At 73.1% G+C, this 24,840-nt stretch carries 27 protein-coding genes and 1 tRNA gene; 15 read left to right on the top strand and 13 right to left on the bottom strand.

Going from position 1 to position 24,840, the window contains the following annotated elements:
* Window positions 1-249 precede the first annotated feature (249 nt).
* Window positions 250-1,047 (bottom strand): MerR family transcriptional regulator, encoded by a 798-nt coding sequence (locus ACI791_RS07100; RefSeq protein WP_456585407.1) that lies wholly within the window; start codon window positions 1,045-1,047, stop codon window positions 250-252.
* A 78-nt stretch (window positions 1,048-1,125) separates the two neighbouring features.
* Between ACI791_RS07100 and ACI791_RS07095 the strand changes: the two genes are divergently transcribed.
* Window positions 1,126-1,479 carry a nuclear transport factor 2 family protein gene (locus ACI791_RS07095; protein ID WP_456585406.1) on the top strand — a complete coding sequence of 118 codons (354 nt, stop codon included), beginning with the start codon at window positions 1,126-1,128 and terminating at the stop codon, window positions 1,477-1,479.
* A gap of 525 nt (window positions 1,480-2,004) precedes the next feature.
* Here ACI791_RS07095 and ACI791_RS07090 read toward each other — a convergent pair.
* The 4 genes from ACI791_RS07090 to ACI791_RS07075 all read right to left on the bottom strand — a co-directional run bounded on the left by ACI791_RS07090 (window position 2,005) and on the right by ACI791_RS07075 (window position 3,865).
* On the bottom strand, window positions 2,005-2,151 hold the full coding sequence (locus tag ACI791_RS07090; protein ID WP_456585405.1) for a hypothetical protein: 147 nt from the start codon (window positions 2,149-2,151) through the stop codon (window positions 2,005-2,007).
* Between the two features lie 308 nt (window positions 2,152-2,459).
* Complete coding sequence (locus ACI791_RS07085; protein ID WP_456585404.1) at window positions 2,460-3,137, bottom strand: ABC transporter ATP-binding protein; 678 nt, start codon at window positions 3,135-3,137, stop codon at window positions 2,460-2,462.
* Between the two features lie 33 nt (window positions 3,138-3,170).
* Window positions 3,171-3,296 carry a hypothetical protein gene (locus ACI791_RS07080; RefSeq protein ID WP_456585403.1) on the bottom strand — a complete coding sequence of 42 codons (126 nt, stop codon included), beginning with the start codon at window positions 3,294-3,296 and terminating at the stop codon, window positions 3,171-3,173.
* Between the two features lie 8 nt (window positions 3,297-3,304).
* On the bottom strand, window positions 3,305-3,865 hold the full coding sequence (locus ACI791_RS07075) for a P-type ATPase (protein ID WP_456585402.1): 561 nt from the start codon (window positions 3,863-3,865) through the stop codon (window positions 3,305-3,307).
* 1,121 nt (window positions 3,866-4,986) lie between these two features.
* Here ACI791_RS07075 and ACI791_RS07070 point away from each other — a divergent pair.
* The 4 genes from ACI791_RS07070 (at window position 4,987) to ACI791_RS07055 (ending at window position 8,253) form a co-directional block, all read left to right on the top strand.
* Window positions 4,987-6,141: a heparan-alpha-glucosaminide N-acetyltransferase domain-containing protein gene (locus ACI791_RS07070; RefSeq protein WP_456585401.1), complete on the top strand. Its 1,155-nt coding sequence runs from the start codon at window positions 4,987-4,989 to the stop codon at window positions 6,139-6,141.
* A 50-nt stretch (window positions 6,142-6,191) separates the two neighbouring features.
* The gene (locus ACI791_RS07065) at window positions 6,192-6,815 is read left to right on the top strand and encodes a TPM domain-containing protein (RefSeq protein WP_456585400.1); all 624 of its coding nucleotides are present in this window, start codon (window positions 6,192-6,194) and stop codon (window positions 6,813-6,815) included.
* A gap of 282 nt (window positions 6,816-7,097) precedes the next feature.
* Complete coding sequence (locus tag ACI791_RS07060) at window positions 7,098-7,628, top strand: hypothetical protein (protein ID WP_456585399.1); 531 nt, start codon at window positions 7,098-7,100, stop codon at window positions 7,626-7,628.
* Window positions 7,629-7,671: 43 nt separating this feature from the next.
* Window positions 7,672-8,253, top strand: coding sequence for a site-specific integrase (locus ACI791_RS07055; protein ID WP_456585398.1), 582 nt, complete (start codon window positions 7,672-7,674; stop codon window positions 8,251-8,253).
* A gap of 101 nt (window positions 8,254-8,354) precedes the next feature.
* Here ACI791_RS07055 and ACI791_RS07050 read toward each other — a convergent pair.
* Window positions 8,355-8,439, bottom strand: a tRNA-Leu gene (locus ACI791_RS07050).
* 68 nt (window positions 8,440-8,507) lie between these two features.
* Window positions 8,508-9,545 (bottom strand): diguanylate cyclase, encoded by a 1,038-nt coding sequence (locus ACI791_RS07045; RefSeq protein WP_456585397.1) that lies wholly within the window; start codon window positions 9,543-9,545, stop codon window positions 8,508-8,510.
* An 87-nt stretch (window positions 9,546-9,632) separates the two neighbouring features.
* On the opposite strand from ACI791_RS07045, the gene ACI791_RS07040 reads away from it, so the two are divergent.
* Window positions 9,633-10,958, top strand: coding sequence for a M20/M25/M40 family metallo-hydrolase (locus ACI791_RS07040; protein WP_456585396.1), 1,326 nt, complete (start codon window positions 9,633-9,635; stop codon window positions 10,956-10,958).
* Window positions 10,959-11,055: 97 nt separating this feature from the next.
* Window positions 11,056-11,865 carry an SDR family oxidoreductase gene (locus tag ACI791_RS07035; protein WP_456585395.1) on the top strand — a complete coding sequence of 270 codons (810 nt, stop codon included), beginning with the start codon at window positions 11,056-11,058 and terminating at the stop codon, window positions 11,863-11,865.
* A 7-nt stretch (window positions 11,866-11,872) separates the two neighbouring features.
* Here ACI791_RS07035 and ACI791_RS07030 read toward each other — a convergent pair whose 3' ends face one another.
* Window positions 11,873-12,436, bottom strand: coding sequence for a class I SAM-dependent methyltransferase (locus ACI791_RS07030; RefSeq protein WP_347056864.1), 564 nt, complete (start codon window positions 12,434-12,436; stop codon window positions 11,873-11,875).
* 131 nt (window positions 12,437-12,567) lie between these two features.
* Between ACI791_RS07030 and ACI791_RS07025 the strand changes: the two genes are divergently transcribed.
* Window positions 12,568-13,524, top strand: a complete 957-nt coding sequence (locus ACI791_RS07025) for an NADPH:quinone oxidoreductase family protein (protein WP_456585394.1) — start codon at window positions 12,568-12,570, stop codon at window positions 13,522-13,524.
* Window positions 13,525-13,582: 58 nt separating this feature from the next.
* Here the strand turns inward: ACI791_RS07025 and ACI791_RS07020 are convergent, their stop codons facing one another.
* Window positions 13,583-13,786 (bottom strand): DUF5703 family protein, encoded by a 204-nt coding sequence (locus ACI791_RS07020; RefSeq protein WP_269194247.1) that lies wholly within the window; start codon window positions 13,784-13,786, stop codon window positions 13,583-13,585.
* 131 nt (window positions 13,787-13,917) lie between these two features.
* Here ACI791_RS07020 and ACI791_RS07015 point away from each other — a divergent pair, with 131 nt between their 5' ends.
* Window positions 13,918-14,190 carry a hypothetical protein gene (locus ACI791_RS07015; protein ID WP_347056862.1) on the top strand — a complete coding sequence of 91 codons (273 nt, stop codon included), beginning with the start codon at window positions 13,918-13,920 and terminating at the stop codon, window positions 14,188-14,190.
* Window positions 14,191-14,387: 197 nt separating this feature from the next.
* On the opposite strand, the gene ACI791_RS07010 is transcribed toward ACI791_RS07015, so the two are convergent.
* Both ACI791_RS07010 and ACI791_RS07005 read right to left on the bottom strand, forming a co-directional pair.
* Window positions 14,388-16,349: an AAA family ATPase gene (locus tag ACI791_RS07010; protein ID WP_456585393.1), complete on the bottom strand. Its 1,962-nt coding sequence runs from the start codon at window positions 16,347-16,349 to the stop codon at window positions 14,388-14,390.
* On the bottom strand, window positions 16,346-17,311 hold the full coding sequence (locus tag ACI791_RS07005) for an aldo/keto reductase (RefSeq protein ID WP_456585392.1): 966 nt from the start codon (window positions 17,309-17,311) through the stop codon (window positions 16,346-16,348). The genes ACI791_RS07010 and ACI791_RS07005 overlap by 4 nt, the downstream gene beginning before the upstream one ends.
* 177 nt (window positions 17,312-17,488) lie before the next feature.
* Between ACI791_RS07005 and ACI791_RS07000 the strand changes: the two genes are divergently transcribed.
* The 4 genes from ACI791_RS07000 to ACI791_RS06985 all read left to right on the top strand — a co-directional run bounded on the left by ACI791_RS07000 (window position 17,489) and on the right by ACI791_RS06985 (window position 20,506).
* A complete protein-coding gene (locus tag ACI791_RS07000; RefSeq protein ID WP_456585391.1) occupies window positions 17,489-18,355 on the top strand; it encodes an undecaprenyl-diphosphate phosphatase in 867 nt (288 codons plus the stop codon).
* A gap of 67 nt (window positions 18,356-18,422) precedes the next feature.
* Window positions 18,423-19,121, top strand: coding sequence for a histidine phosphatase family protein (locus ACI791_RS06995; RefSeq protein ID WP_456585390.1), 699 nt, complete (start codon window positions 18,423-18,425; stop codon window positions 19,119-19,121).
* Between the two features lie 69 nt (window positions 19,122-19,190).
* Window positions 19,191-19,742: a DUF3090 family protein gene (locus ACI791_RS06990; protein WP_456585389.1), complete on the top strand. Its 552-nt coding sequence runs from the start codon at window positions 19,191-19,193 to the stop codon at window positions 19,740-19,742.
* A gap of 14 nt (window positions 19,743-19,756) precedes the next feature.
* Window positions 19,757-20,506 (top strand): SCO1664 family protein, encoded by a 750-nt coding sequence (locus ACI791_RS06985; protein WP_456585388.1) that lies wholly within the window; start codon window positions 19,757-19,759, stop codon window positions 20,504-20,506.
* Window positions 20,507-20,637: 131 nt separating this feature from the next.
* Here ACI791_RS06985 and ACI791_RS06980 read toward each other — a convergent pair whose 3' ends face one another.
* Window positions 20,638-21,354: a maleylpyruvate isomerase N-terminal domain-containing protein gene (locus ACI791_RS06980; protein WP_456585387.1), complete on the bottom strand. Its 717-nt coding sequence runs from the start codon at window positions 21,352-21,354 to the stop codon at window positions 20,638-20,640.
* A 108-nt stretch (window positions 21,355-21,462) separates the two neighbouring features.
* Here ACI791_RS06980 and mshC point away from each other — a divergent pair, with 108 nt between their 5' ends.
* Both mshC and ACI791_RS06970 read left to right on the top strand, forming a co-directional pair.
* Entirely contained in the window at window positions 21,463-22,713 is a 1,251-nt protein-coding gene (gene mshC, locus ACI791_RS06975; protein WP_456585386.1) for a cysteine--1-D-myo-inosityl 2-amino-2-deoxy-alpha-D-glucopyranoside ligase, read from the top strand.
* Window positions 22,713-23,765: an HD domain-containing protein gene (locus tag ACI791_RS06970; protein ID WP_456585385.1), complete on the top strand. Its 1,053-nt coding sequence runs from the start codon at window positions 22,713-22,715 to the stop codon at window positions 23,763-23,765. The genes mshC and ACI791_RS06970 overlap by 1 nt, the downstream gene beginning before the upstream one ends.
* 15 nt (window positions 23,766-23,780) lie before the next feature.
* Here the strand turns inward: ACI791_RS06970 and ACI791_RS06965 are convergent, their stop codons facing one another.
* Complete coding sequence (locus tag ACI791_RS06965) at window positions 23,781-24,653, bottom strand: PAC2 family protein (protein ID WP_456585384.1); 873 nt, start codon at window positions 24,651-24,653, stop codon at window positions 23,781-23,783.
* Window positions 24,654-24,840 lie beyond the last annotated feature (187 nt).

Here is a 24,840-nt window from a genome sequence, read left to right as displayed (position 1 = left end):
GCCGACTCCAAAACAGCAGAAGCCCCACGGTCAGGTGGTCGTGGGCTTCTTTCCTGTGTCCGAGGGGGGCACGGTACTTCTGCACACGCTTGCGCATCAGGGGTTGATCCCCGCTCCAAGGACGTCCTTGCGCCCCACCGCCGCCTCGCCCCGGGTCGAGCTCACGAAGGCGCCGGGCCGTTGGCCGGGTGTTCGGATGCCCGGCATGGACAGACCTCCCGGAGATGGATCAGCGACCGGCGGGGACCATCAGCGCGGCGCCACGCGGAAGACCGGCCAGCCGATCTCGGTCCGCCAGGCCGACGGGTCAGCCGTGTCGCGGGGACCGACCAGGTAGGTCTCCCGCACCGGGCCGGCGACCGCCAGCGCGTTGCCCACCACCCAGGTGCCGAGTTCGCCGTAGGTGACGTCGATGTCGTCGTGCTCCCCGACGTGCGTGGTGACGGCGAGCTCGACGGCAGGCAGGGTCACCGGGTGCACCCGGCCGCTGCGCGGCGGTTCCGCCGTCGGCCGGTACAGGAGAACGTGCCCGCGCCCGGCCGAGAAGAGCTCGTTGTCGTACAGCCCTCCAGGGACGCCGGCCGGCTCGTGGACCACCGCGTCCAGTTCGGCGATGGCGCCGGCGTACCAGGCGAGCATCTCCTCGTGCGCCACGTCGTCCTCGACCGCGGCCACCGTCGTCGCCGGGACCGCGCGCAGCTCGACCGACAGTGGTGGCGGCTCCGGCTCCAGCAGCCGGCGCAGCGACGCCACCGCGCCGCGGGTGCGTTCCAGCTCGGACTCGAGCCGCCGCAGGTGGTCGGCGACCAGCGCGGCGCGGATCCGCGGATCGGCGGAGCCCAGGATGCGCTGCACGTCGGGCAGCGGGACGTCGAGCTCCCGCAACCGGTGGATGACCTGGGCGGCCGGGATCTGGTCGACGGTGTAGTTGCGGTAGCCGGTCGCTGCGTCCACGGTCGCCGGCTCGAGCAGACCCGCATCGTGGTAGCGGCGCAACGTCCGCACGCTCAGGTGGGTCAGCCGGGAGAACTCGCCGATCGTGAGCACGCCCCTACGGTGCACCCTCCCCCCGGGGGAGAGTCCAGCGTTTGACCTTCCCGGACCGGGAGGCCGCACCGTGGGGGCGTGACCACACCGACCAGCATCCACACCGACCAGCTCCCGGCCACGATCCGCGGTTACCTCACCGCGCACGAGGCCCGCGACACCGACTCCGCGCTGCGCGCCTTCATGCCCACCGCCGTGGTGGTCGACGAGGGCATCACCTACCGCGGGACCGAGGGAATCGGCGGCTTCCTGACCAGGGCCGGAGCCGGGTTCACGTACACGACCACGCTGGTGGCCGCGGAGCGCACCGACGACGCGCACTGGGTCGCCGTCGTCCGGCTGGAGGGCGACTTCCCCGGAGGCGTCGCTGACCTCCGCTACCGCTTCGAGATGGACGGCGACCTCATCGCACATCTCGTCATCGCGCCCTGACGACCAGCCCCCAAGGGTCACTCCTCGGCGGTGGGCGTTCTCATGCGGTCGAGGGTGCAGACGAAGCTCCAGTAACTCGTCACCACGAATTGCCGAAGCCCGAGATGCAAGAGATGTGTCGCCTCGTGATCTTGATGTCTCCACATGATCGAGGAGACGCGCCAGCGGGAAGGGGTCGAACGACTTTCGGCGCGGCGGGGGCTCGAGTTCGGCCAGCCGGGTGGTGGCGTCATCGGTCGTCGTGCCGGGCCGGTGGCCGTCGTCGATCTTGGCCTGGATGACCCAGTTGGGCAGCGTCTCGGGGTTGGTCCCTAGCTGCTCGCCGATCCGCTTCGACGCCCCGGTCCGGCTCGCCGGGTCATGCCGGGCCTCGACCGCCATCCGGGTCGCCCGCTCACGCTGCTCGTCGGGATACCTTCTCGGTGCCGCCAAGACTCTCATCTTCACGTGGATCAACAGCCTCCATCAGACCCGGGGCGGGACAGTTGTGGAGCACGTCCCGCACCGGGTCGGGGCTGGCGAACGTCACCTTCGCATCATCGGTACGTCCCTGCCCAGGGCCGAGAGCAGCACGACCTGGGCTCTTCGCCAGGTCACCACCAATCCGCTGCTGTGGCGGACGATGCGCAACAATTGGTTGCCCTCGTCGTTGTCGATGGCCCGGATCTGCACGCGATGCGCAATCTCGCACCTCCTGCGGGGAAGACAGGATTAGACGAGCCCGACAGTCGACCCGCCGGGGTCCTCAGCCAAGGACCCCGGCGGGGGTGCGTCACCGAAGCGGGGTGAAGGTGGCGGCCGCAGCTCTGGGCATCGGGCAGCGTGTCCGCCGAGGTTTCACGACGTCCGTTCCTGAAGCTCAGGCTGCATACGCAACGAGTGCGGACTCCAGCAAATCCGGATGAACCGAGGGGAGGGAGGTCAACATGGTGGCACGGACGCAGCCCTCGGCCTGCACCGATACCACGTCCGGCAGGCTGTTACACGACCGCACGCTCCTGCAATTTGCCACGCACTATCCGCAGCCGGCGCTCGGCTCGCGCCGCGACGGCGGAATCGTGTGTCACGACCACTAGCGTCAGCTGCTGCTGCCGGCAGAGTTGTTTGAGGATCGCGATGATCTCGTCGCGAGTGGGCTCATCCAGGTTCCCGGTCGGCTCGTCGGCGAGCAGGACACGCGGCTGCTTCACGATGGCCCGGGCGATGGCCACGCGCTGCTGCTGCCCACCGGACATCTGTGGCGGTAGGTGGTCGAGCCGGTCCGCGAGTCCCACTACCGCCAAGGCCGCGGCGGCGCGCTCCCGCCGCTCGGACGAGGAGACACCGAGCGGAACCAACGCCGTCTCGACATTCTCTTGAGCGTTCAGCGTCGAAATCAGGTTGAACGACTGGAAGATGATCCCGATCTCGCGGGCGCGCAGTTCGGTCAGGCGCCGCTCGGAAACCTCGGACAGGTCTTCGTCACCCAGGCGCACCGAGCCGGACGTGGGCCGGTCGACGGCACCGAGCATCTGGAGGAGCGTGGATTTTCCTCCCCCGGTCGGACCTTCAATGGCGACCATCTGCCCTGCGGGAATGGTGAGGCTCACCTTGTCGAGGGCGGTGATGGTTTTCTTGTCCGAGGAGTAGGTCTTGCTGACTTCTGTGAGCACGTACATCGTCGGTCTCCGATCAGGTCAGGTCAGGACAGGTCAGTCGATGCTGCGAAGGGCCGCTGCCGGACGTAGCCGGGCGGCCCGCCAGCCCCCGAGGACGCCGGCCACGAGACCGCCGAAGAGGGCCAGCGCGATGCCGAGCAGAACGATGGTCACGTTCACGGGCGCGCTCAGGACGACGTCGACGCTGCTCGTCTGGTCGGCGATCGGGTTTCCGCCACGTCCACCGCCGAAGGGTCCAGCGCCGCCCGGTCCCATCGGCATCTGCCCGGCGGCCGCGGCGCCGTCGGCGGCCGCAGGCAGAACAGGATCGTCGCGCTCATCAGCCGGAGGACGAACTCGATCGGGTTCTGCAGGGGCGTCTTGTCGGTGGGGACCTGGCGCGCGTCGGCGGTGAGCCGGCTGGCGTAGCTGGCGGCGCCGACGTCCCGGGCCAGCTGGTGCCCTTCGCCACCGACGCAGAACCTGCCCGACAGCAGGTCGTCGCCGGGCAACTTGTGCAGCGGCTCGGACTCCCCGGTCAGCAGGGACTCGTCGACGTCCACCCGGCCGCCGTCGAGCAGCGGGCCGTCGACGACGAGCTGGTCACCGGGGCGCACGTGGACGGCGTCTCCGCGGACGACGGCCTCCGGCACCACCTCGACGTCCCGGCCGTCCCGGTTGACGGTGACCCGGCTCCGGTCGAGCAGCTGCAGCCGGTCGAGCTTGCGCTTGGCCCGGATGTCCTGCACGGCGCTGATGGCTGCGTTGACCAGGCGAGACCGACGCTGGTGAGGGCGTCGCTGTAGCTGCCCAGCGCGAGCAGGGCGGCCCCGATGACGAACAGGATGATGTTGAAAGAACGAGAAGACGTTCGTGCGCAGAATCCGGGCGTAGCCACGGGACGACGCACTGACGGCGACGTTGCCCTCGCCCCCGCGCCGCCGGGCCTCGGCCTCCCGCTGGGAAAGGCCGGTGACCGGCTCGTCGCCCAACGCCGAGCCCGACTCCCGCACGTCCATCCGGGAAGCCCTCCGTCATCCGGCCTGACCGGACCGTGCGCCCTTCCGGAGTCTGCCGGGCGCAGCAGGAGGCTGCCCGCCCACGGCCGCTTCTCACAGCGGTCCCACAGCCGGCTGCCCGGCTGGTCCACCGGCCGTCCAGGCACTTCCATCCCTACGTCCAGGGAAGGCCAAGGTTCGCCGCCGACCGTAGCGGCATGACGTCGACTACAGCACTACAGCACTCGATCCGCGACGTGCCCGTTGACCGCTTCCCCGGGTGCTCGTCGCGAACTGCTCGACGTGAAGCTTCCCGACGCCACCGGGTTCGAGATGCTCGTCCGGCTGTGCGGGGACGCACCGGCGCTGCCGGTCTTGTCCGTGATCGCCAAGGAGCCGCCGAGGACCCCTCGCCGGTCTCACCGCCGGGGGGCGACGACTACCTGACCAAGCGGTTCAGCGTGGAGGACGTCGTCGTCCGTTGCATCGCCTCCTGCGTTACAGGACCCGGTCGCCCGGGGCGACGCGGTGCACATCGTGGGTGACCTCGTCCTGGACGAGGACGGCCACCGGGTGACCAGGCGCTGGGTGACCGGGCCGACGCATCGTGATGGCATGCAGTCGCTGCCGCCGTTCTCCCGGCGGTCCCCGCTCCGTTCCCGTGATCACGGCGTGGGCTCCTGATGCGGGACCACCAGTGCCCCGCTGCACGGGCGACCGGCCCCACCCCCGCCGAGGCCCCCCAGCCGACTGGTCCGGGTTCGCGCCAACATCCCGAGCTGCGCGGCCTTTCGGGGGCCGGCAGGCGGGAGGCCGGCAGGCGGCCGGATTCTGCTCCGTCGACCCTGACAGCCCCGGGCCGGCTGGCAGGCGTGGACGCCACCCGAGGCCTGGCCCTGCTCGGGATGATGGCGGTGCACTCCCTCTGGGCCTACGACGACGACGGCGACGTCACCTGGCACTACGCTCTGGCCGCGGGGCAGTCGGCCGCCACGTTCGCGCTGCTCGCCGGGATCGGCATCGCGTTCATGACCGGGCGGCGGCGGGTCGGGCCCGGTGACCGGAAGGCGGCCGCGGCGTCGCTGGCCGCACGCGCCGGGGTCATCGCCGCCGTGGGCTTGGCGCTGGGCTGGACGGACCCGGGGGTGGCCACGGTCATCCTCGTCTATTACGCGGTGCTTTTCGTCCTGGCGATCCCTGCAGTCCTGCTCTCCACACGGGCGCTCCTTGCCGTGGGGGTGACGATCGCGGTGGTCGTCCCGGTGCTCAGCCACCTCGCGCGCCCGGCGCTGCCGGCAGCGTCCGCCGACAACGTCGCCCTCAGTCAGGTCTTCACGGACCCCTTCGGACTGCTGCTGAAGCTGACCGTCACGGGGCTCTACCCGGCACTGCCCTGGATGGCCTACATCTGCATCGGCATCGCGATCGGCCGCCTGCGGCTGTCCGAGCACCGGGTCGCCGTCCGCCTGCTCGCCGTCGGTGCGGCCGCCGGGGCCGGAGCCTGGGCCCTGTCCAGCTCGCTGCTGGGGGCATTGGGCGGTGAGTCCCGGCTCTACGCGACCGCGGCCGCCAGCGGCCTGAGCGGGGCAGAGGTTGGCGACCTCCTGGTCTTCGGCAGCGGCGGGGTCACCCCGACAGGCACCTGGTGGTGGCTGGCGACCATCGCCCCGCACACCTCCACCCCCCTGGACCTGATTCACACCATCGGGGTGGCGACGGCGGTGCTCGGCGGCATGCTGCTCCTCGCCCGCCGCGCCGGGACCGTCCTGCTCCCCATCGCCGCGGCCGGGGGCATGACCCTCACCCTTTACACCGCCCACGTCCTGTTCATCAACTCACCCCTCGACTCCTTCAGCGCCACCCCGGGCTACCTGGTGCAGGTCGCGGTGGCCCTGGCCTTCGCGGTGGCCTGGCGCCAGGCGGTGGGCCGGGGACCGCTCGAGCAAATGGCGGCGGAGGCCGCCGGCCGCGCGCGGCGCGCCGTGCGCGGGCCTGACGGTGCGGCGCCGGACGCCACCAACTCGTGAGGTCCCCCCACGCCCGTCCCCGACCGATCCGCCTCCGTGGAGGAAGCGGAGTGCACCGCCTGATCACCGTCCTTGTCGGCCTCGCGGTCCTCGTGCTGACCGGGACGGGGCCGGCCGTCGCCGAACCGCCCTTTCCGGTGGACGACCTGCTGACCGACCCGAACGGTGTGCTGGGCAGCGACGCGGCCGAGGTCCGGCGCACCCTCGAAGCCGTCCGCGACGAGACCGGGGGAGCACTGCACGTGGTCCTCGTGTCGAGCTTCGAGGAGGCCGGAGCGGACTGGGCGGAGCAGGTCGCGACCCAGTCGGAGCTCGGCTCCTCCTATCTCCTGTTCGCCATGGCAGTGGAGGACAACGAGTACCAGTGGTGGTTGCGGGACACGTTCCCCTACGACGCCACAGAGGTCGACCAGCTGGTGACCACGGCGGCCCAGCCGGAGGTCATCAACGGGAACTGGAGCGCTGCGGTAACGGCGCTCGCCGAAGGCCTGCGCACCGGCGAGATCCCCTCCGGAGGCGAGGAGGCCGGGGAGGCGGGCTGGAGCGCGGCGACGACATCGGCGGTCATCGGTGGTGTCCTCCTCGTCCTGCTGGCCGCCCGCCAGCTGTCCCGACGATCCCAGCCCACGCAAACCAAGGCTGCCGATGCCCAGGCGCAGGGCCCGACCGGCTGAGCGTCCTGGTGCTGTCGCCGGTTGCGGAGGCCGCGCGTCAAGGTGGCGCGTCATCCGACCAGGGCCCCCCAGGCAGCCAGTCAGGGAATCCGACCCAGACCGCGACGTGGGGATCGCGGCACCCAGGTTGGCGGGGTGGGTGTCGACTCTGCGCTGCCAGGAGCTGCACCGCCCCGAGATCGATGAAGGCTTTGGCGTGTCCCGGGTTCGACGGAGTCGGGTCGTTGGACTCCTCAGGCCCCGATGCTCAGTTGTCGCTTCTCGAACTCCATTGGTGTGGCCATGTCCAGGCTCTGTGTCGGTTTGCCCGTTGTGCCAGATCTCGAGGTACTCGAAGATCGCGTTGGCCAGTTCGATGCGGGTCTTCCAGCGCCGGCGGTCGAGGAACTCGACCTGCATCCGGGACCAGAAGAACTCGATCATCGAGTTGTCGTAGCAGTCGCCGATGCTGCCGATCGAGAGCATCAGGCCGCTGGCCTTGGCGCGGTCTGTGAACGTTTAGGAGCCGAACTGCCTGGGCTCAACTGGTCGGAGTGGATGATCGCTCCTGCCGGTGGCTTGCGGGACTCGATCGCCATGCCGAGCGCGTTGGTCACCGGCGCCGCGGTCGGTGAGGAGCCGATCGACCAGCCCACCACTCGCCGCGAGCACGCAGCGAGCATGACGGCGCAGCAGACCTTGCCCTCGATGGGGGTGCTCGGTGGTGTCGGTGACCCACAGCTGATTAGGCACCGAGCGGGCGAAACGCCGATCGACCGAGTCCATGGCGATCACGTCGGGTCGGACGCGTCAACCACTTCGACCGGCCGGTGACGCCCGTGAGCCCCGCGCGCTGCATCAGCAGCTCCGCGGTTCCGTGCGCGACGACCAGGCCGCTCCCAAGGGTCAGCTCGGCGTGCGCCATGGAGAGGCACTGGCCCTGCGTTGGCGCGACGTCGACCTGGACGTCGGCCGGCTCGCGGTCCGTCGCGGCATCGGCGTGGTGAAGACCAAGGGCGCCGGTGAGCGCCTGGTCGAGGGGCCGACCAAGACGGGTCGGGCACGCGTCGTCGATCTGGACGCGGGCACGGTGGCCGCGCTCCGTGCCTACCGGGCAGCTCGCGGACTGCTGGCGCTCGACCTCGTGCGTGGCTCGGCGCTCGTGCTCAGCAACTTGGACGGCACCCATCGGCACGCCGAGCGGTTCTCCCGCCGATTCACCGGCCAAGTCGTCCAAGGGTGGAAGGCGCTCGGGGAGGAGCGGCTGCCGGTGATTCGGCTGTACGACCTCCGCCACACGCACGCCACCCTGCTGCTGGCCGACGGCGTGCCGGTGAAGGTCGTCTCGGAGCGCCTCGGCCACGCCAGCGCCACCATCACACTCACCGTCTACCAGCACGTGCACCCTCGCATGGGCCGCGAGGCGGCCGACCGCTTCGCCGCGCTGCTCGAGGGCTGATCCGAGGCGCGAAGTATCACGTCGGTATCACGAGGGCCTCTCAGACCCCGGCATGGAAGCGCCCCGGGCTCCTGACCTGCAGGGACACCGGGGCGAGATTGTGTCCGAGGGGGGACTTGAACCCCCACGCCCGATAAAGGGCACTAGCACCTCAAGCTAGCGCGTCTGCCATTCCGCCACCCGGACGAGTGCGTGGAGAAGACTACCTGACCGCCGGGTGCCGATCACGCACCCCCCGACGCCGCCGTGGTGTGTCAGGCCGAGGCCAGTGCGACCTGCCCCCGGCCGGCCCGCTTGGCGTCGTAGAGCGCCGCATCGGCCGAGGTGTAGAGCGCCCGCCGGTCCCGCGAGAAACGCGGCACGTGGGCCACGCCCAGGCTGATCGACAGGGACAGCAGGGTGCCGTCGGGCAGGGCCAGCGGCTCGGCCCGCACCGCGTGCAGCAGTTCGTCGGCGCGCCGTGCGGCGACGTGGCGGCCGCAGCCGGGCAGCAGGACGGCCAGCTCGTCGCCGCCGAGCCGGGAGAGCACGGCGTCGTCGGTGCGGATGTGGCCGCGCAGCACCTGCGCGAGGTGCACGAGGACGTCGTCGCCCACGGGGTGACCGTGCTGGTCGTTGATCGACTTGAACGAGTCGACGTCGATGAGCACCAGGGCGGTGCCTCCGAGGTACGACCGGCTCATCGCCGTCTCCAACGCCTCGTCGAAGGCCCGCCGTGTGGCCAGGCCGGTCAGGGAGTCGATCGTGAGCTGGCGCTGCAGGGCGGCGACCAGCCGCTCCTGGGTCCGGTTGGCGCGCACCAGCAGGACGGCGATCACGATCAGCAGGGCGCCGAAGAAGACGAAGTCCGCCAACGCCGCAGCGGCGGGCAGCAGCACCAGCAGGGTGAGCAGGTCGGCGGCGAGCGCGCACGCGGTCACGAGGACCACCGCGGGGGTCCGCAGGTGGACGGCGGCCCAGAGGACGGGGAGGGCGTAGAAGGCCTGCGAGCCGGCGGAGACGTCGGAGGTCAGCACGTTGAGGGCGCCGATCAGCACCACGCTGCCCAAGCCGAGCAGGAGGCCGAGGTGCCATCGGTCCAGCACGTCCGCGGGCACCAGCCGGCACGCCAGCGCGGCACCCAGCAGGGCGGCGATGCCGATCCAGTGCACGACCAGCGCGGGAGTTCCGCCGTCGGCCTCGTGGAAGACGGGCAGGACGAGCAGGATGGCCGCGCTCACGACCAGCAGCACCCCGGCGGTGGTGACGGCGGCACGGGGCTCTCGGGCGCCGTAGGCGCGCAACGACCTCACGGATGGGGTGATCGGCCGAAGGTATCGGACGGTGGAGTACCGGATCACTCGCACGGGTGACCGCGCGCGGGTGGCACGATCGCGCCCATGGCCGAGAACCCCGCCCCGCTCGCCGGCGCCCAGGACGAGGTCGCCGAGCTGCTCTCCGACCTCATCCGGATCGACACCACCAACACCGGAAGCACCGCCACCGGCGCGGGGGAGCGGGCGGCCGCGGAATGGGTCGCGGGCAAGCTCGACGAGGCGGGCATCGAGTCGGTCATCCACGAGTCCGAGCGCGGCCGGGCGAGCCTGGTCGCTCGCATCCCGGGGGCCGACCGCAGCCGGCCGGCGCTCCTGGTGCACGGCCACCTCGACGTCGTTCCGGCCGATCCCACCGAGTGGAGCGTCCACCCGTTCTCCGGCGAGGAGCGCGACGGGTACATCTGGGGCCGCGGCGCGGTCGACATGAAGGACATGAATGCGATGGTGCTGGCGCTGGTGCGCGACTGGGCCCGCACCGGCGTGCAGCCTCCGCGCGACATCGTGCTCGCGTACGTCGCCGACGAGGAGGCCGGCGGCAAGCTCGGCGCGCACTTCCTGGTCGACGAGCACCCGGACCTGTTCGAGGGCTGCACCGAGGCGATCAGCGAGGTCGGCGGCTTCAGCATCACCGTCCGCGACGACCTGCGCCTCTACCTCGTGCAGACCGCCGAGAAGGGTCTGGCGTGGATGCGGCTCACCGCCGGCGGACGGCCCGGGCACGGCTCCTTCGTGCACGACGACAACGCCGTCACCCGGCTGTGCGAAGCGGTGGCCCGCATCGGCGCGCACCGCTTCCCGCTCACCCTCACCCCGCCGATGCGCGCCTTCCTCGCCGCGGTCGAGGACGCCTACGGCATCGAGATCGACCCCGCCGAGCCCGAGCTCGCGCTGGCCCGCCTGGGCAGCATCAGCCGGATGATCGGCGCGGCGCTGCGCAACACCGCCAACCCGACGATGCTCGACGCCGGCTACAAGGCCAACGTCATCCCCGGCACAGCGAGCGCGACCGTCGACGGCCGCTTCCTCTACGGGCAGGAGGAGGAGTTCGAGCGCCAGCTGGCCGCGCTGATCGGCGAGGGGGTGCAGCGCGAGTGGCTGGTGCACGACCAGGCCGTGGAGACGACGTTCGACGGTCCACTGGTCGACCAGATGGTCACCGCGCTCAAGGCGGAGGACGACGGCGCCCGGCCGGTGCCGTTCACGATGAGCGGCGGCACCGACGCCAAGAGCTTCCAGCGCCTCGGCATGCGCTGTTTCGGGTTCTCGCCGCTGCGGCTGCCCGCCGACCTCGACTTCGCCTCGCTCTTCCACGGCATCGACGAGCGGGTGCCGGTCGAGTCGCTGCAGTTCGGCGTCCGGGTGCTGGACCGCTTCCTCCGCAACGCCTGAGCCATGGCGTGATGCGGACGCCACCGAACCCGCGTGGCCGCGCGGGGGCCGGGCACCCGGCGGCGCGCGCCGGACGAGCGCCAGCGAGGATGGGCGCGTGACCGACACCACTTCCGCACCCCGCCCCGGATCCGTCGCCCTGATCACCGGAGGGGCCGGCGGTTTCGGCCGCGCCCTCGGCACGAAGCTGCGCGAGCGCGAGGTCACCGTCGTCCTCGCCGACCTCGACAGCGAGCGCAACCGGCAGGTCGCCGCGGACCTCGGCTGCGAGTTCGCCGCCCTCGACGTCACCGACCGGGCCGCAAACGAGGCCCTCGTGGCCCGCATCGAGGCCGACCACGGCCGGCTCGACGCGGCCTACCTCAACGCGGGCATCTCCGCGGCCAAGAGCGACGACGTCCTGGACCTGGACGAGTTCATGCGCGTGGTCGACATCGACCTTTTCGGCGTCGTCTACGGCGTCGCCGCGGCCCGCCCCGCGATCAAGCGCGCCGGTGGTGGGGCGATCGTCGTCACCGCGTCGTTGGCCGGTCTCTCGCCCATGGCGACCGACCCGGGCTACAGCGTCGCCAAGGGCGGGGCCATTGCGTTCGTGCGCTCCATGGCTCCGCGGCTGGCCGCCGAGGGAACGACGATCTCCGCGATCTGCCCCGGGTTCGCCGACACGGCGATCATCGACCGGATCCGCGACCAGTTCACCGCTGCGGGCTTCCCGGTCCTCACCGCCGAGGAGGTCGCCGACGCGATGATCATGGCGTGGGGCTCGGCGGAGCCCGGTGCGGCGTACGTGGTCCAGCCCGGCGTCGGCACCGTGCCCTACAAGTTCAAGGGCGTGCCCAGCGCCAAGACGACGACCGGCGAGACCGCCGTCGTCCCGGAGGCGCTGCGCCCGCCGTCGATGCGCTGAGCGCCGGTCAGTCCTGCCGGCAGGCGTACAGGAAGGCCGGCGGCACGTTCCACGGCGTCACCCGCCACCGCACCGACGAGAACCGCCTGCGCAGCTCGGGCAGCAGCAGCGGCGAGTACTGGATGACGACGACGCTCCCGCCCGGGGCCAGCGCGCCCGGGAGCACGTCGAGGATCCGGCGGCGCAGCCCCGCTTCCAGCGACGTGTAGGGCAGCGCGGACACCACGACGTCGGCCCGCGCCTCCCCGAGGTGCGCGCCGAGGTTCTCCGCCGAGTCGCAGACGACCTGGACCCGCGGATCGTCGAACCGCTCGTCGAGCAGCTTCGCCAGGCGCGGGTCGATCTCGAGGGTGACCAGCCGCGCGTCGGGGCCCAGCCGGGCCAGGATCTCCTGGGTCTGCGCCCCGGTGCCGGCGCCCAGCTCGACCACCAGCGCGGCACCGGGCACGTCGGCCATGTCCAGCATGTCCCGCACCGCCGTCCGGGAGGTGGGCAGTACCGCGCCCACCTGCCGGGGGTTGGCGAGGAACGCGCCCAGGAAGCGCACTCGGTCGGTGAGCTGCTCGATCATCAGGTCTCCCTCCGGGCCACCGGCAGGAACGGGTGGCCGCTCGTCCGCACCTTGGCATGCGGCCCGGGGTCCTGGCGAGGCGAGCCGGGCCGCGTGATGACGGTCACCCGCGGTCTGGCAAGGTCGGGCCCATGCGTGCATGGCGGGTCCACGAACTCGGCGATCCCTCCCAGGTCATGTCCTTCGACGAGGTCGACCGGCCGACTCCCGGCGAGGGGCAGCTGCTGGTCAAGGTGCGGGCGGCCGCGCTGAACTTCCCCGACGTGCTCATGGCCATGGGCATGTACCAGGAGAAGCCGCCGCTGCCGTACACGCCCGGCGTGGAGCTGTGCGGCGAGATCGTCGAGACCGGCCAGCGGGTGATCGGCGGCCCGTCGGGCGGGCCGGGCGCGTTCGCCGAGTACGCGCTCATGGACGCCGCCAACGCCTGGCCGGTGCCCGAGGGGATGTCCGACGAGAAGGCAGCCTCCCTCTACCTGACCTACCAGACCGGCCACGTCGGCCTGCACCGCCGCGCGCACCTGCAGGCGGGGGAGTACCTCCTCGTGCACGCCGGCGCCGGGGGCGTCGGATCGGCGGCCATCCAGCTCGGCAAGGCCGCAGGCGCCACGGTCATCGCCACGGCTGGTGGCGCCCGGAAGACCCAGATCTGCCGTGAGCTGGGCGCCGACCACGTCATCGACTACACGACCGAGGACTTCGTGCCGATCGTCAAGGAGGTCACCGGCGGGCACGGCGCCGACGTCGTCTACGACCCGGTCGGTGGCGAGGTCTTCGACAAGTCCCGCAAGTGCATCGCCTTCGAGGGCCGCATCGTCGTCGTGGGCTTCACCAGCGGCACGATCCCGCAGGCACCGGCCAACCACGTGCTGGTGAAGAACTACAGCGTGGTCGGCCTGCACTGGGGCCTGTACCGGACGAAGAACCCGGCCGTGGTCGGCGCGGTGCACGGGGACCTCACCCGGCTGGTGCTCGACGGCTCGATCGACCCGCTGGTCGGCGCCGCGCTGCCGCTGGACCAGGCGCCCCAGGCGCTGGCCCGGCTCGCCTCCCGGGACACCGTCGGCAAGGTCGTGCTCGTCCCCTGACCGGCCCGGCGACGCCGCGACCCGGATCCCCGCCGCCGTGCGCCGCCGGCGCCTGGCGCTAGATGACCGGCTTGGGCAGGTAGGACAGCCGCGCGCGGCGCCGCAAGATGACCTTGCGGGTGCCGTCGGCGTGCAGCTGCAGGCGCGCGAGCTCCCAGCCGCCGACGTCGGACTGCAGGCTCAGCATGGTCGCCGCCGCGGACCGGGACGTGCCCGGCGGGATCCGCAGCGGCGCGAACTCGTAGTCCCCGGGCGTGTCCATCACCTCGATTGTGCCTGCCATTGGCGATCCGGTCACGGCTTCGTCGTCTCCCTCACACCTCCCCGCTCTGCCGGGTCGCCCGGTGGACGGCACGATGGGGGCGACCGCACCCGCTTCTCAGGGAGGACGACGTGACCGAGCCCGGTATCTCGAGCGACGTGCCCGACGCCGACCGCGCGGAGCAGGAGGCGCTCCTGGATCCGCCCGCCCCCGGCCGCGCCGGGGAGGCGACATCTCCTGCCGGCGACGTTCCGGAGGCCGACGCGTTGGAGCAGCAGCTGGCCGCCCGACCGGGTGAGGCCGGCACGCCCCGCGGGCCGATCGGCTACCGCGAGGCCGACGACGCCGACGTCCTGGAGCAGGACGCCGACGTGCCCGTCGACGAGGACGACGTCCTCACCTGACCCGCCGCGACGGTCCGCCGGCCGGGTGGATTCCCGGCTCCGGCCCGCCCCGGGTCCGCCGACCGGTGAGAGCGGGCGGCGGATCCCGGAGATGGTGGGGCGGATGAGCAGCGGCGGCACCGCGTCCCGGGTGCGACGGCGCCGTCGTGCAGGTCCTCTGCGCTACCCGGGTGGCGCCGGCCCTCCGGAGCCTCAGCTCACCCGGCGATCTCGCGCAGCAGCTCCGCCAGCCGGGTGCGGCGCGGACGCACGTCCACGTCGCGGACGGCCCGGGCCAGGGCCGCACCGCTGGCGTGCACGATCGACAGGTGCCGCTGCGCCCGGGTCAGGGCGGTGTAGACCAGCGGGCGGGACAGCATCCCGCCGGCCTCGGGCGGCAGTACGACCACGACGCCCGGCCACTCCGAGCCCTGCGCCCGGTGCACGGTGATGGCCCAGCCGTGCCGCAGGTCGAACAGCGCCTGGCCGTTGACCGTGACCGGCCCGGAGCTGAAGTCCACGTTCAGCGACCCCTCGCCGGTGCCGGTGACCACGCCGACCTCGCCGTTGGCGAACCCGGTGGGCTCCAGGTCGAGGTGGTTGGCGGTCGCGACCACGCGGTCGCCGGGGTCGAAGCCGAAGACCGCGCCGTCACCGGGGTTGAGCTTCGCCTTGAGCGCCTTGTTCAGCTCGATGGTGCCGGCCGGGCCGCGGTGCACGGGGGTGACCACCTGCACCGCGGCCGGCTCGATGCCCAGCGCCCGGGGGATGGAGTCGGTGACCAGCTGCACCACCCGCCGCGAGGCCTCGGCGCTGCCGGTGGCGGGGACGACCACCACCTCGCGGTCGGGGGAGTCCACGGGTGGGAGCTCACCGCTGCGCACCGCCGAGGCCAGCCGGGCGATCGCCCCGCCCTCCGCCTGGCGGTACAGGGTGGTCAGCTCGGTCACCGGCACGACGCCGGAGTCGATGAGGTCGCCGAGCACGTGCCCCGGCCCGATCGAGGGCAGCTGCGCCGGGTCGCCGACCAGCAGCAGGTGCGTGCCGTCCGGGCACGCCTCCAGCAGCGCCGCGGTCAGCTCGACGTCGAGCATCGAGGCCTCGTCGACCACCACGACGTCGGCGTCCAGCGGCCACTCCTCGTTCCGGGAGAAGCCACCCGAGGCGCCCTGGGCGCCGAGCAGCCGGTGCACCGTGACCGCGGGGTGGTCGGTCAGCTCCTCCAGGCGCTTGGCGGCCCGGCCGGTGGGCGCGGCCAGCGCGACGTCGGTGCCCTTGGCCTGCAGCAGCTTCACCACCGCCGCGACGGTGCGGCTCTTGCCGGTGCCGGGACCACCGGTGAGCAGGCTGACCCCGGCCGAGAGCACCTGCGCCACGGCCTGCTTCTGCGCCTCGTCCAGCCCCTTGGCGACCGAGCGCACCGACGCGGGATCGGCGATCCGCTCCGCCGCGGCCGCCAGCCGGGCGACGCCCTCGGCCACGGCCTCCTCGGCCATGCCGAACCGGGCCAGCGAGAGCGTGCGCAGCGATGGGCCCGGCGCTGCGCCGTCCTCCCCGCCCACCCGGTCCTCGTCGAACTCCGGCTCGGGAGGCTCGTGCTCGAGGACCTCGCCGGAGTCGACGGCCGCCACCACCGCCGCGGCGGGGTCGCCGATGCCCTCGGCGCGCAGCGCCGCCACGACCAGGTCGATCGGCAGGACGGTGTGCCCGTCGCGGGTCGCGGTCCGCAGCGTCAGCCCGACGATGGCCCGGCCGCGGCGGGCGTCCTGCCGGTCGGCCCCCGCGAGGACGGCGATGGCCAGCCGGTCGGCGTCCCCGAGCGTCACGCCGGGCAGCCCGAGGAGCGCCCAGGGATCGTCGCGCAGCCGCCGCGCGGCGTCGGGTCCCAGCCCGTCGGCGACGCCGGCGGCCAGCTTGGCGGGCAGCCCTGCCGTCACCAGCATCTGCACCACCTCGTAGGTGGGCGCGGCGGCGAGGAAGCTGGAGAACAACCGCTCGGCCCGCTGGCGGCCCACCCGCGGCAGCTTCGTCAGCCGGTCGGCGGTGACGTCGTCGGGGCCGGTGATGCCCGCGGCCGGGAGCTCCGCCGCCGTCCGCTTGCCCAGGCCGGGCCACAGCCCGGCGGTGCAGAAGGCCGCGAAGACCAGGTCCGGGCCGGGGGTGGTCGGGTCGGCCGTCACCGGTGCGACCGTCGCTCGGGATAGCTGAAGGGCGGCGCGGAGACGTCCTCGAGCGCCGTGCGGATCGCGGCGGGCAGCCGGACGCCGTCGGCGTCGAGCGAGGCCTGCAGCTGCTGGGCGGTGCGGGCGCCGACCACCGGGGCGACCACCCCCGGCCGATCGCGCACCCAGGCCAGCGCCACGGCCAGCGGGCTGGTGCCCAGGCCCTCGGCGGCGGTGATGACCGCCTCCACGATGCGGTCGGATTTCGACGACCGGAGCCCGTCGATGAATCCCTGCCACTGCGGCGCGGCACCACGGGACTCCGAGGGGGTGCTGTGCCGGTACTTGCCGGTCAGGAGCCCGCGGCCCAGCGGCGACCACGCCAGCACGCCCAGGCCGAGCGACTCCGCCGCGGGCACGACCTCCCGCTCGACCCCGCGCTGCAGCAGCGAGTACTCCACCTGGGTGCTCACCAGCGGCGTGCGGCCCGGCCACGCCCGCTGCCAGGTCGCGGCCTGGGCGGTCTGCCAGCCGGTGAAGTTGCTGATGCCGACGTAGCGCACCCGGCCCGAGGAGACGGCGACGTCGCAGGCGGCGAGGGTCTCCTCCAGCGGCGTCGTCTCGTCCCAGGCCTGCAGCTGCCAGAGATCCACGTAGTCCAGGCCGAGGCGCTCCAGGGAGGCGTCCAGCGCCGAGATGAGGTGCCCGCGGGAGGCGCCGCGGCCCGTCGGCCCCGGCCCGGTGCGCCCGACGGCCTTCGTGGCGACGACGACGTCGGATCGCGGGACGACGTCGGCCAGCAGGTGACCCAGGACCCGCTCGCTCTCCCCGTCGCGGTAGACGTCGGCGGTGTCGACCAGCGTGCCGCCGGCGTCGACGAACGCCGTCAGCTGCATGGCTGCCTCGTCCTCGTCGGTGTCCCCGCCCCACGTCATGGTGCCCAGCGCGAGCCGGGACACGACCAGACCGCTGCGTCCCAACGCCCGTTGCTCCACGACCGGCCAACCTACCGCCGCCGCCCGGCCCGCACCCGGGAGCACCCGGGCCTCCGGTGCGGCGCGCCCGGCCGCCCCGGGCCGGCACCTAGGGTCAGCACCCGTGCCCGAACGCTCCTGCTCCCGTCCGGCCGCCCGCCCGTCCACCGGGGGGTGCTGACGGTGGGATGGATCGAGGCGGTCGTCCTCGGCCTCGTCCAGGGGCTGACCGAGTTCCTGCCGATCTCCTCCAGCGCCCACCTGCGCGTGGTGGGGGAAGCCTTCGGCTGGGACGACCCCGGCGCGGCGTTCACCGCCATCACCCAGATCGGCACCGAGGCCGCCGTCCTGCTGTACTTCCGGCACGACATCTGGCGGATCATCACCGCCTGGGTCGCCTCCCTCGGCGGCCGCCGGAAGGGTGACCCCGATGCCCGCATGGGCTGGCTGATCATCGTCGGCACGCTGCCGATCGTCGTCCTGGGCCTGCTGTTCCAGGACTCGATCGAGACGACGCTGCGGGACCTGCGGATCGTCGCCGTCGCGCTGATCCTCTTCTCGCTGGTCCTGTTCTGGGCCGACCGTGTGGGCGCCAAGCAGCGCGAGCTCCGGAAGCTGACCGTCGGGCACGGCATCGCCTTCGGGTTCGCCCAGGCGATGGCGCTGATCCCCGGCGTCTCCCGCTCCGGCGGCACCATCACCGCCGGTCTCTTCCTCGGCTACACCCGGTCGGCGGCGGCCCGCTACTCGTTCCTGCTGGCCGTTCCGGCGGTGCTGGGCGCGGGCTTCTTCCAGGTGTACGAGGCGCTCACCGGTGAGGTCGCCGGTGCCGAGGTGGCCTGGGGGCCGACGATCCTCGCGACGGTGCTCGCCTTCGGCATCGGCCTCGTCGTCATCGCCTGGTTGCTGCGCTACCTCGACCGCGGCAGCTACGTGCCGTTCGTCGTCTACCGCATCGTGCTCGGGGTGCTCATCCTCGTGCTCGTCCTCACCGGTGTGCTCGACCCGGTGAGTTCGACGGAGATCACCTCCCCGCCGATCCCGCGCTGAGGTCAGGCGCGCGGCGGGGCTCCGCCGACCAGCGGGTCGCCTCCCGCGACCGCCTAGGCTCGGCCCCGTGACCACCGTCATCCTCTTGCGGCACGGCCGGACGACCGCCAACGCCGGGGGCGTGCTGGCCGGCTGGACGCCGGGGGTGCAGCTGGACGACACCGGCCAGGCGCAGGTGCAGGCGGTGTCGGAGCGGCTGGCGAAGGTGCCGCTGGCCGCCGTCGTCAGCAGCCCCCTGGAGCGCTGCCAGCAGACGGCGGGCGCCGTCCTGGCCGATCGGCAGCTCGAGCTCGCGACCGACGACCGGCTGGGCGAGGCCCGCTACGGCGACTGGACCGGCCGCAGCATCAAGGAGCTGGTCAAGGAACCGCTGTGGAAGGTCGTGCAGCAGCACCCGTCCGCAGCCGTCTTCCCCGGGCCCGCGGGGGAGGGGCTCGCCCAGACCCAGTCCCGCGCCGTGGCCGCGGTGCGCGAGTGGAACGCCCGGCTCGGCGCCGACGCGATGTGGCTGGTCTGCAGCCACGGCGACGTCATCAAGGCGATCCTGGCCGACGCGCTCGGCATGCACCTGGACTCCTTCCAGCGGATCGTCGTCGACCCGGCGTCCATCTCCGTGGTGTCCTACACCGACACCCGGCCGTTCGTCGGGCGGATCAACGACACCGGGGGCGACGTCTCGGCCCTGATCCCGCCGCCGCGCAAGGGCCGCCGGCGCAAGGCGTCCTCCGACGCCGTGGTGGGCGGCGGGGCCGGCGCCCCCGCCTGAGCCGTCGGGGTCGCCGTCGCCCGCGGGTCGTCCCGGCAGGTCGTCGGCGCCCCCGCGTAACCTGGGTGCGTGTCCCGCCAGGTCCATCAATTCGATCGCCCCAGCCGGTTCGTCGCAGGAACGGTGGGGCAGCCCGGGGACCGCACCTTCTACCTGCAGGCCACCGACGACACCGGCCGCACGGTCAGCGTGGCGCTGGAGAAGACCCAGGTGCAGGTCCTGGCCGACCGGATGAACGAGCTGCTCGACGAGGTCAGCAACCGGGCCGACTCGGTGGTCCCGGCCGAGGCCGACGTCGACGACCTGGAGCCGCTGACGGCGCCGGTCGAGGAGGAGTTCCGGGTCGCCGCCATGGGCCTGGCCTGGGACGGCGCCGCCGAGGCGGTCGTGGTGGAGGCCGTCGCCGCCGGCGAGGAGCCCATCGACGAGGACGCCATCCTCTCCGACAGCGACGAGGGCCCCGACGCGCTGCGGGTGACGATCACGCCGATGGCCGCGCGCGCCTTCGTGGCCCGCGCCCTCCGGGTGGTCGCGGCCGGCCGCCCGTCGTGCCCGCTGTGCTCGCTGCCGCTCGACCCGGTCGGGCACGTGTGCCCGCGGCAGAACGGCTACCGCCGCTGAGCGGCGACGCCTCCGTGAGCGAGCAGCCCGCCGACCCCGGTCTCCGCCCGCCCGCCGATGACGCCGAGGCCCACCGGCTGCTCACCGAGGGGGAAATCGACGTCGAGGCCCGGATGGTGGACGCGTCCAACGTGACGCTCGTCGGCGCCATCCGCACCGACACCCTCGCCGCGGAGTGCGTCTACAAGCCCGTCGCCGGGGAGCGGCCGCTGTGGGATTTCCCCGACGGCACCCTCGCCGGCCGGGAGATCTCCGCGTACCTGGTGTCGGAGGCGACCGGCTGGCACGTCGTGCCGCCCACGGTGCTGCGGGAGGGCCCGTTCGGCCCCGGCATGGTCCAGCTGTGGATGGACGGCGACCCGGATGTCGACCTGGCCGCGTTCGTGCGCCGGGACGACCCCGCGCTGCGCCGCATGGCGATCTTCGACGCCGTGGTCAACAACGCCGACCGCAAGGGCGGGCACATCATCCCGATGCCCGACGGCCACGTGTACGGCGTCGACCACGGCATCTGCTTCTCCGTCGACCCGAAGCTGCGGACGCTGCTGTGGCGCTGGGCCGGCGAGCCGCTGCCCGCCGAGGCCCTGGCCGTCCTGGAGCGGCTGGCCGACGACCTGCGCGACGGGCTCGGGGAGCAGCTGCACGAGCACCTGACCCGCACCGAGGTGCGCTGCACCCAGCGACGGGTCACCGACCTGCTGCGCACCGGCCGCCACCCCGAGCCGAGCGGCGAGTGGCCCGCCCTGCCCTGGCCGCCGTTCTGACTGTCGCCCTCCGGGCTCCGACCGCGGCCAGGAGACCGACGACATCCCCGCCGACCGGCGAGGGGTTCGACCGCCACGGCGTCACCTGATCCCGCGGAAGGCCCGTCGCCGTCGCGGGACGGCTTCCGGTGCTACTCGAGGTCGACGAGGCCGATCATCGCGGCGGCCTGCAGGCCGTCGCCGTCCACGGTGAGGACCTCGAGCGGCACCCGGCGCCAGACCGCGAGCAGCAGGTCGCCGGCCGTGCCCGTGAGCGCCGCGATCGGGAACGGCGCCGTGCCGGGGAACAGCGTCCGCTCCGCGTCGGCGTCCACGGCGTGGAACACCACCGGGTGCGCGCTCTCCGGCGGGCCGTCGGGCAGGGCCGCGGGCACCATGACCTCCAGCCACTCGTCCAGCCCGTCCAGGCCCACCGCCGCGGGGATCGGCCGGACGTCGCCGCGGACCTGCTCGACGTCGGCGGTGTGCACGGTCGTCTCCTGCAGCTGCCGGCGCAGGACGAAGGCGACGTCCTGCTGGGGCGCCCACGTCCACACCCGCTCGTCCGGGGCGGCCCCGGCCAGCGCCGCCTCCAGCTCGGCGCTCCGCGCGCTGCCGTAGCCCAGCAGCTCGTCGTCCGGGTGGCGGCGCGGGCGCACGTAGGCCGACCGGTCCGCCGCGCGGGCGCGCACCACCCAGGTCCAGAAGTGCTGCACCTCGGCCAGGTGCCAGACCAGGTCGGCCAGCGTCCACTCCGGGCAGCCGGGCACGCGGGCGCCCCAGCCGGAGGCCAGCACCGCCTCCGCCGCGGCGTCGGCGAACCGGGCGTCCGCCCGACGCAGGGCCGGCAGGTACTCGTCGAGCTCCATCGCTCCTCCTCGCCCGCCCGGTGGGGGACCGGCGGCGTGCTCTCCGACGTGATGACCGGCACGGACCGGCGGGGCAGCGTCGTCGGACCTCGCCTCTAGGCTCGTGCCGTGCTCTCCTGGCCCGCTCCGCTGCTGCCGACCCTGCCCGGCACCGGCCCCGTCCTCAAGGTCTACGACACCGCCCAGCGGCAGATCGTCGCGACCACGCCCGACCGGACGGCCCGCATGTACGTCTGCGGCATCACCCCGTACGACGCCACCCACCTCGGGCACGCCGCCACGTACCTGGCCTTCGACCTGATCAACCGGATGTGGCGCGACGCCGGGCACGCGGTCCACTACGTCCAGAACGTCACCGACATCGACGACCCCCTGCTGGAGCGCGCCGACCGCGACCGGGAGGACTGGATCGTCCTGGGAATGCGCGAGACAGCGCTGTTCCGCGAAGACATGACGGCGCTGCGGGTGCTGCCGCCGGAGGACTTCGTGGGCGCCGTCGAGGCCATCCCGCGGATCGTCGCGCACATCGAGCGGCTGCTCGACGAGGGGCTTGCCTACGTGCTCGACGACGACACCGGCGACGTCTACCACGACGTGGCGCAGGCGCCCGGGTTCGGCTCGGAGTCCGGCTACGACGAGCCGACGATGCTGGGCTTCTTCGCCGAGCGCGGGGGAGACCCCGACCGGGCCGGCAAGCGCAACCGGCTGGACCCGTTGCTCTGGCGCGGGCAGCGCCCCGGTGAGCCGTCGTGGACCGGCCCGCGCGGCGCCGCGGGGCGGCCCGGCTGGCACATCGAGTGCGCCACGATCGCCCTGGACACCATCGGCATGGGGTTCGACGTGCAGGGCGGCGGCAGCGACCTGGTCTTCCCGCACCACGAGTTCTCCGCCGTGCACGCCGAGGCGCTCACCGCCACGAAGCCCTTCGCCCAGGCGTACGTGCACGCTGCGATGATCGGCCTGGACGGGCAGAAGATGAGCAAGAGCCGCGGCAACCTGGTCTTCGTCTCCAAGCTCCGCGGCGAGGGCGTGGACCCGATGGCCATCCGGCTCGCGCTGCTGTCGGGCCACTACCGCACCGACCGGGCCTGGACGGCCGAGCTGCTCACCGAGGCCGAGGCGCGGCTGGCGACGTGGCGCCGCGCGGTGTCCCGGGACGCCGGGGCCCCGGCCGGGGCGGTCCTGCACGGGCTCCGCGAGCGGCTGGCCGACGACCTCGACAGCCCGGGCGCGATCGCCGTGGTCGACGCCTGGGCCGAGCACACGCTGGCCGGCGGCCAGGACCTCGAGGAGCTCGCGCCCCAGGTGGTGTGCGACGCCGTCGACGCGCTCCTCGGCGTGGAGCTGCAGGTCAGCTGATGTCCAGCGCCCCCGCCGGCCCGTTCCGGTTGACCGACCGCGCGGCGCGCGAGCAGGCCGAGGAGCACCTCGCGCCCGCCGCCACCCGGTCGGCGAGCAGCCGGGGGCGCATCCGCGAGGAGCCCGAGGATGCGCTGCGCACCGCCTTCGAGCGGGACCGCGACCGCATCCTGCACGCCAAGGCATTCCGGCGGCTCAAGCACAAGACGCAGGTCTTCCTGAACCCCGATGGCGACCACTTCGTCACCCGGCTGACCCACACGCTGCAGGTGACCCAGGTGGCGCGCTCGCTGGCCCGGGCACTGGGCCTCAACGAGCCGCTCGCCGAGGCGATCGCGCTCGGCCACGACGTCGGGCACTCGCCGTTCGGGCACATCGGGGAGGAGGCGTTCGACCCGTACGTGGCCGGTGGCTGGCACCACGCCGCCCAGGGCGTGCGGATCGTCGAGGTCCTCGAGCACCTCAACCTGACCTGGGAGGTGCGCGACGGCATCCGGGCGCACAGCTGGAAGATCGACCCGCCGCCGGCCACCCGGGAGGCCGAGTGCGTGCGCTACGCCGACCGCATCGGCTACCTGTCCCACGACGCGCTGGACGCGGCCCGAGCCGGGGTCATCCGCACCGCCGACCTGCCGGCGCGCGCCGTCGCCGTGTTCGGGCAGCCCGGCAGCGCGATGGTGGGGACGATGATCGACGCCGTCGTCACCGGGTCGCTGTCCCCGGCCAACGCCGCCGGCGCGGTGGTCATGGACGCCGAGGCGCTGGAGGCGATGCACGAGCTGCGCGACTTCATGTTCGCCCGGGTCTACGCCTCCGACGTCGCCGCCGGGCAGAAGCACCTGGCGATCGGCGTCATCCGCCGGCTGGTCGACCACCACCTGGCCCATCCCGAGCTCATCCCGGCGTCCTACCGCGACACCGAAGCCGACGCGCTCACCCAGGTCGTCGACTACGTCTCCGGGATGACCGACCGGTTCGCCCTCGCCACCCACGACCGGTTGTTCGGCACCGACACGTCGGCGCAGATGCGCCCGCTGCTGCCCACGAGCTGACCGGCGGAGCCGGGGTCAGGCGCCGCCGCCGGCGGAGCCGCCGCGGCGGCGCAGATACCTCTCGAACTCGCGGGCGATCTGGTCGCCGTTGGCCTGCGAGAGGTCGACCTCCGTGGCCCGCTCCTCCAGGGACCGGACGTACTCGACGACCTCGGCGTCCTCGTTGGCCATCTCGTCGACGGTCTGCACCCACTCGTCGGCCTGCTGCGGCAGGGCGCCCAGCGGCACGGTGGTCTCCAGGACCTCCTCGACGCGCTGCAGGAGCGCGACCGTGGCACGCGGGGACGGCGGCTGGGACACGTAGTGCGGCACGGCGGCCCAGAAGCTGATCGCCGGCAGCCCCGCCTGCACGCAGGCGTCCTGGAACACCCCGAGGATGCCCGTCGGCCCCTCGTAGCGGGAGGTCTCCAGCCCGTAGGCCCGGGCCGAATCGCCGTCGTAGGCCGAGCCGGTGACCGGCGTGGGCCGGGTGTGCGGCGTGTCGGCGAGCAGGGCACCGAGGGCGACGACGATCGAGACGTCGAGCTCCTCCAGGACGTCGATCAGCTCCTCGCAGAAGCTCCGCCAGCGCATGTTGGGCTCGATGCCGCGGATGAGGACGACGTCGCGGCCCAGGCCCTCGGGGCGAGCCACCGAGATGCGGGTGGTCGGCCACTCGATGCGCCGGCTGACCCCGCCGACCAGGGAGACCGTGGGCCGGTTGACCTGGAAGTCGTAGTAGTCCTCGGGATCCAGGGCGGCCAGCGGCTTGGCGTCCCAGATCAGCTCCAGGTGCTCGACGGCCCCCGTGGCGGCGTCGCCGGCGTCGTTCCAGCCCTCGAACGCCACCACGACCACCGGGTCGGTGAGCTGGGGAAGGTCATCGGCGCTGGACTGGGGATCGATCACCCCTGTCAGCCTACGTCGGTCCGGCCGCCGGGCCCCGCTGCGCGCCACGGTCGCGCCCGGCGCTCCCCGCCGCCCACCCGGTCGGGGGCGTGCGGAATGAGACCATGGGCCAGACGTTGCTGCTGTCGACGCCCTCGGTGTCCCGTCCGGGGGCGCCGCGGGTGGCCCAGCGCCCCGATCGAACCGC

The sequence above is a fragment of the Blastococcus sp. SYSU DS0973 genome (assembly GCF_054051055.1).
Note: the sequence above shows the minus strand (reverse complement) of the source record. Positions and strands in the feature narration are given on the sequence as shown.

Bases quoted from the DNA above. Each gene is read 5' to 3' on its own strand.
- ACI791_RS07085 (WP_456585404.1), bottom strand. From the start codon at position 3,137: ATGTACGTGCTCACAGAAGTCAGCAAGACCTACTCCTCGGACAAGAAA.
- ACI791_RS07060 (WP_456585399.1), top strand. From the start codon at position 7,098: ATGTCCAGGCTCTGTGTCGGTTTGCCCGTTGTGCCAGATCTCGAGGTA.
- ACI791_RS07040 (WP_456585396.1), top strand. From the start codon at position 9,633: ATGGCCGAGAACCCCGCCCCGCTCGCCGGCGCCCAGGACGAGGTCGCC.
- ACI791_RS07030 (WP_347056864.1), bottom strand. From the start codon at position 12,436: ATGATCGAGCAGCTCACCGACCGAGTGCGCTTCCTGGGCGCGTTCCTC.
- ACI791_RS07025 (WP_456585394.1), top strand. From the start codon at position 12,568: ATGCGTGCATGGCGGGTCCACGAACTCGGCGATCCCTCCCAGGTCATG.
- ACI791_RS07020 (WP_269194247.1), bottom strand. From the start codon at position 13,786: ATGGACACGCCCGGGGACTACGAGTTCGCGCCGCTGCGGATCCCGCCG.
- ACI791_RS06980 (WP_456585387.1), bottom strand. From the start codon at position 21,354: ATGGAGCTCGACGAGTACCTGCCGGCCCTGCGTCGGGCGGACGCCCGG.
- ACI791_RS06970 (WP_456585385.1), top strand. From the start codon at position 22,713: ATGTCCAGCGCCCCCGCCGGCCCGTTCCGGTTGACCGACCGCGCGGCG.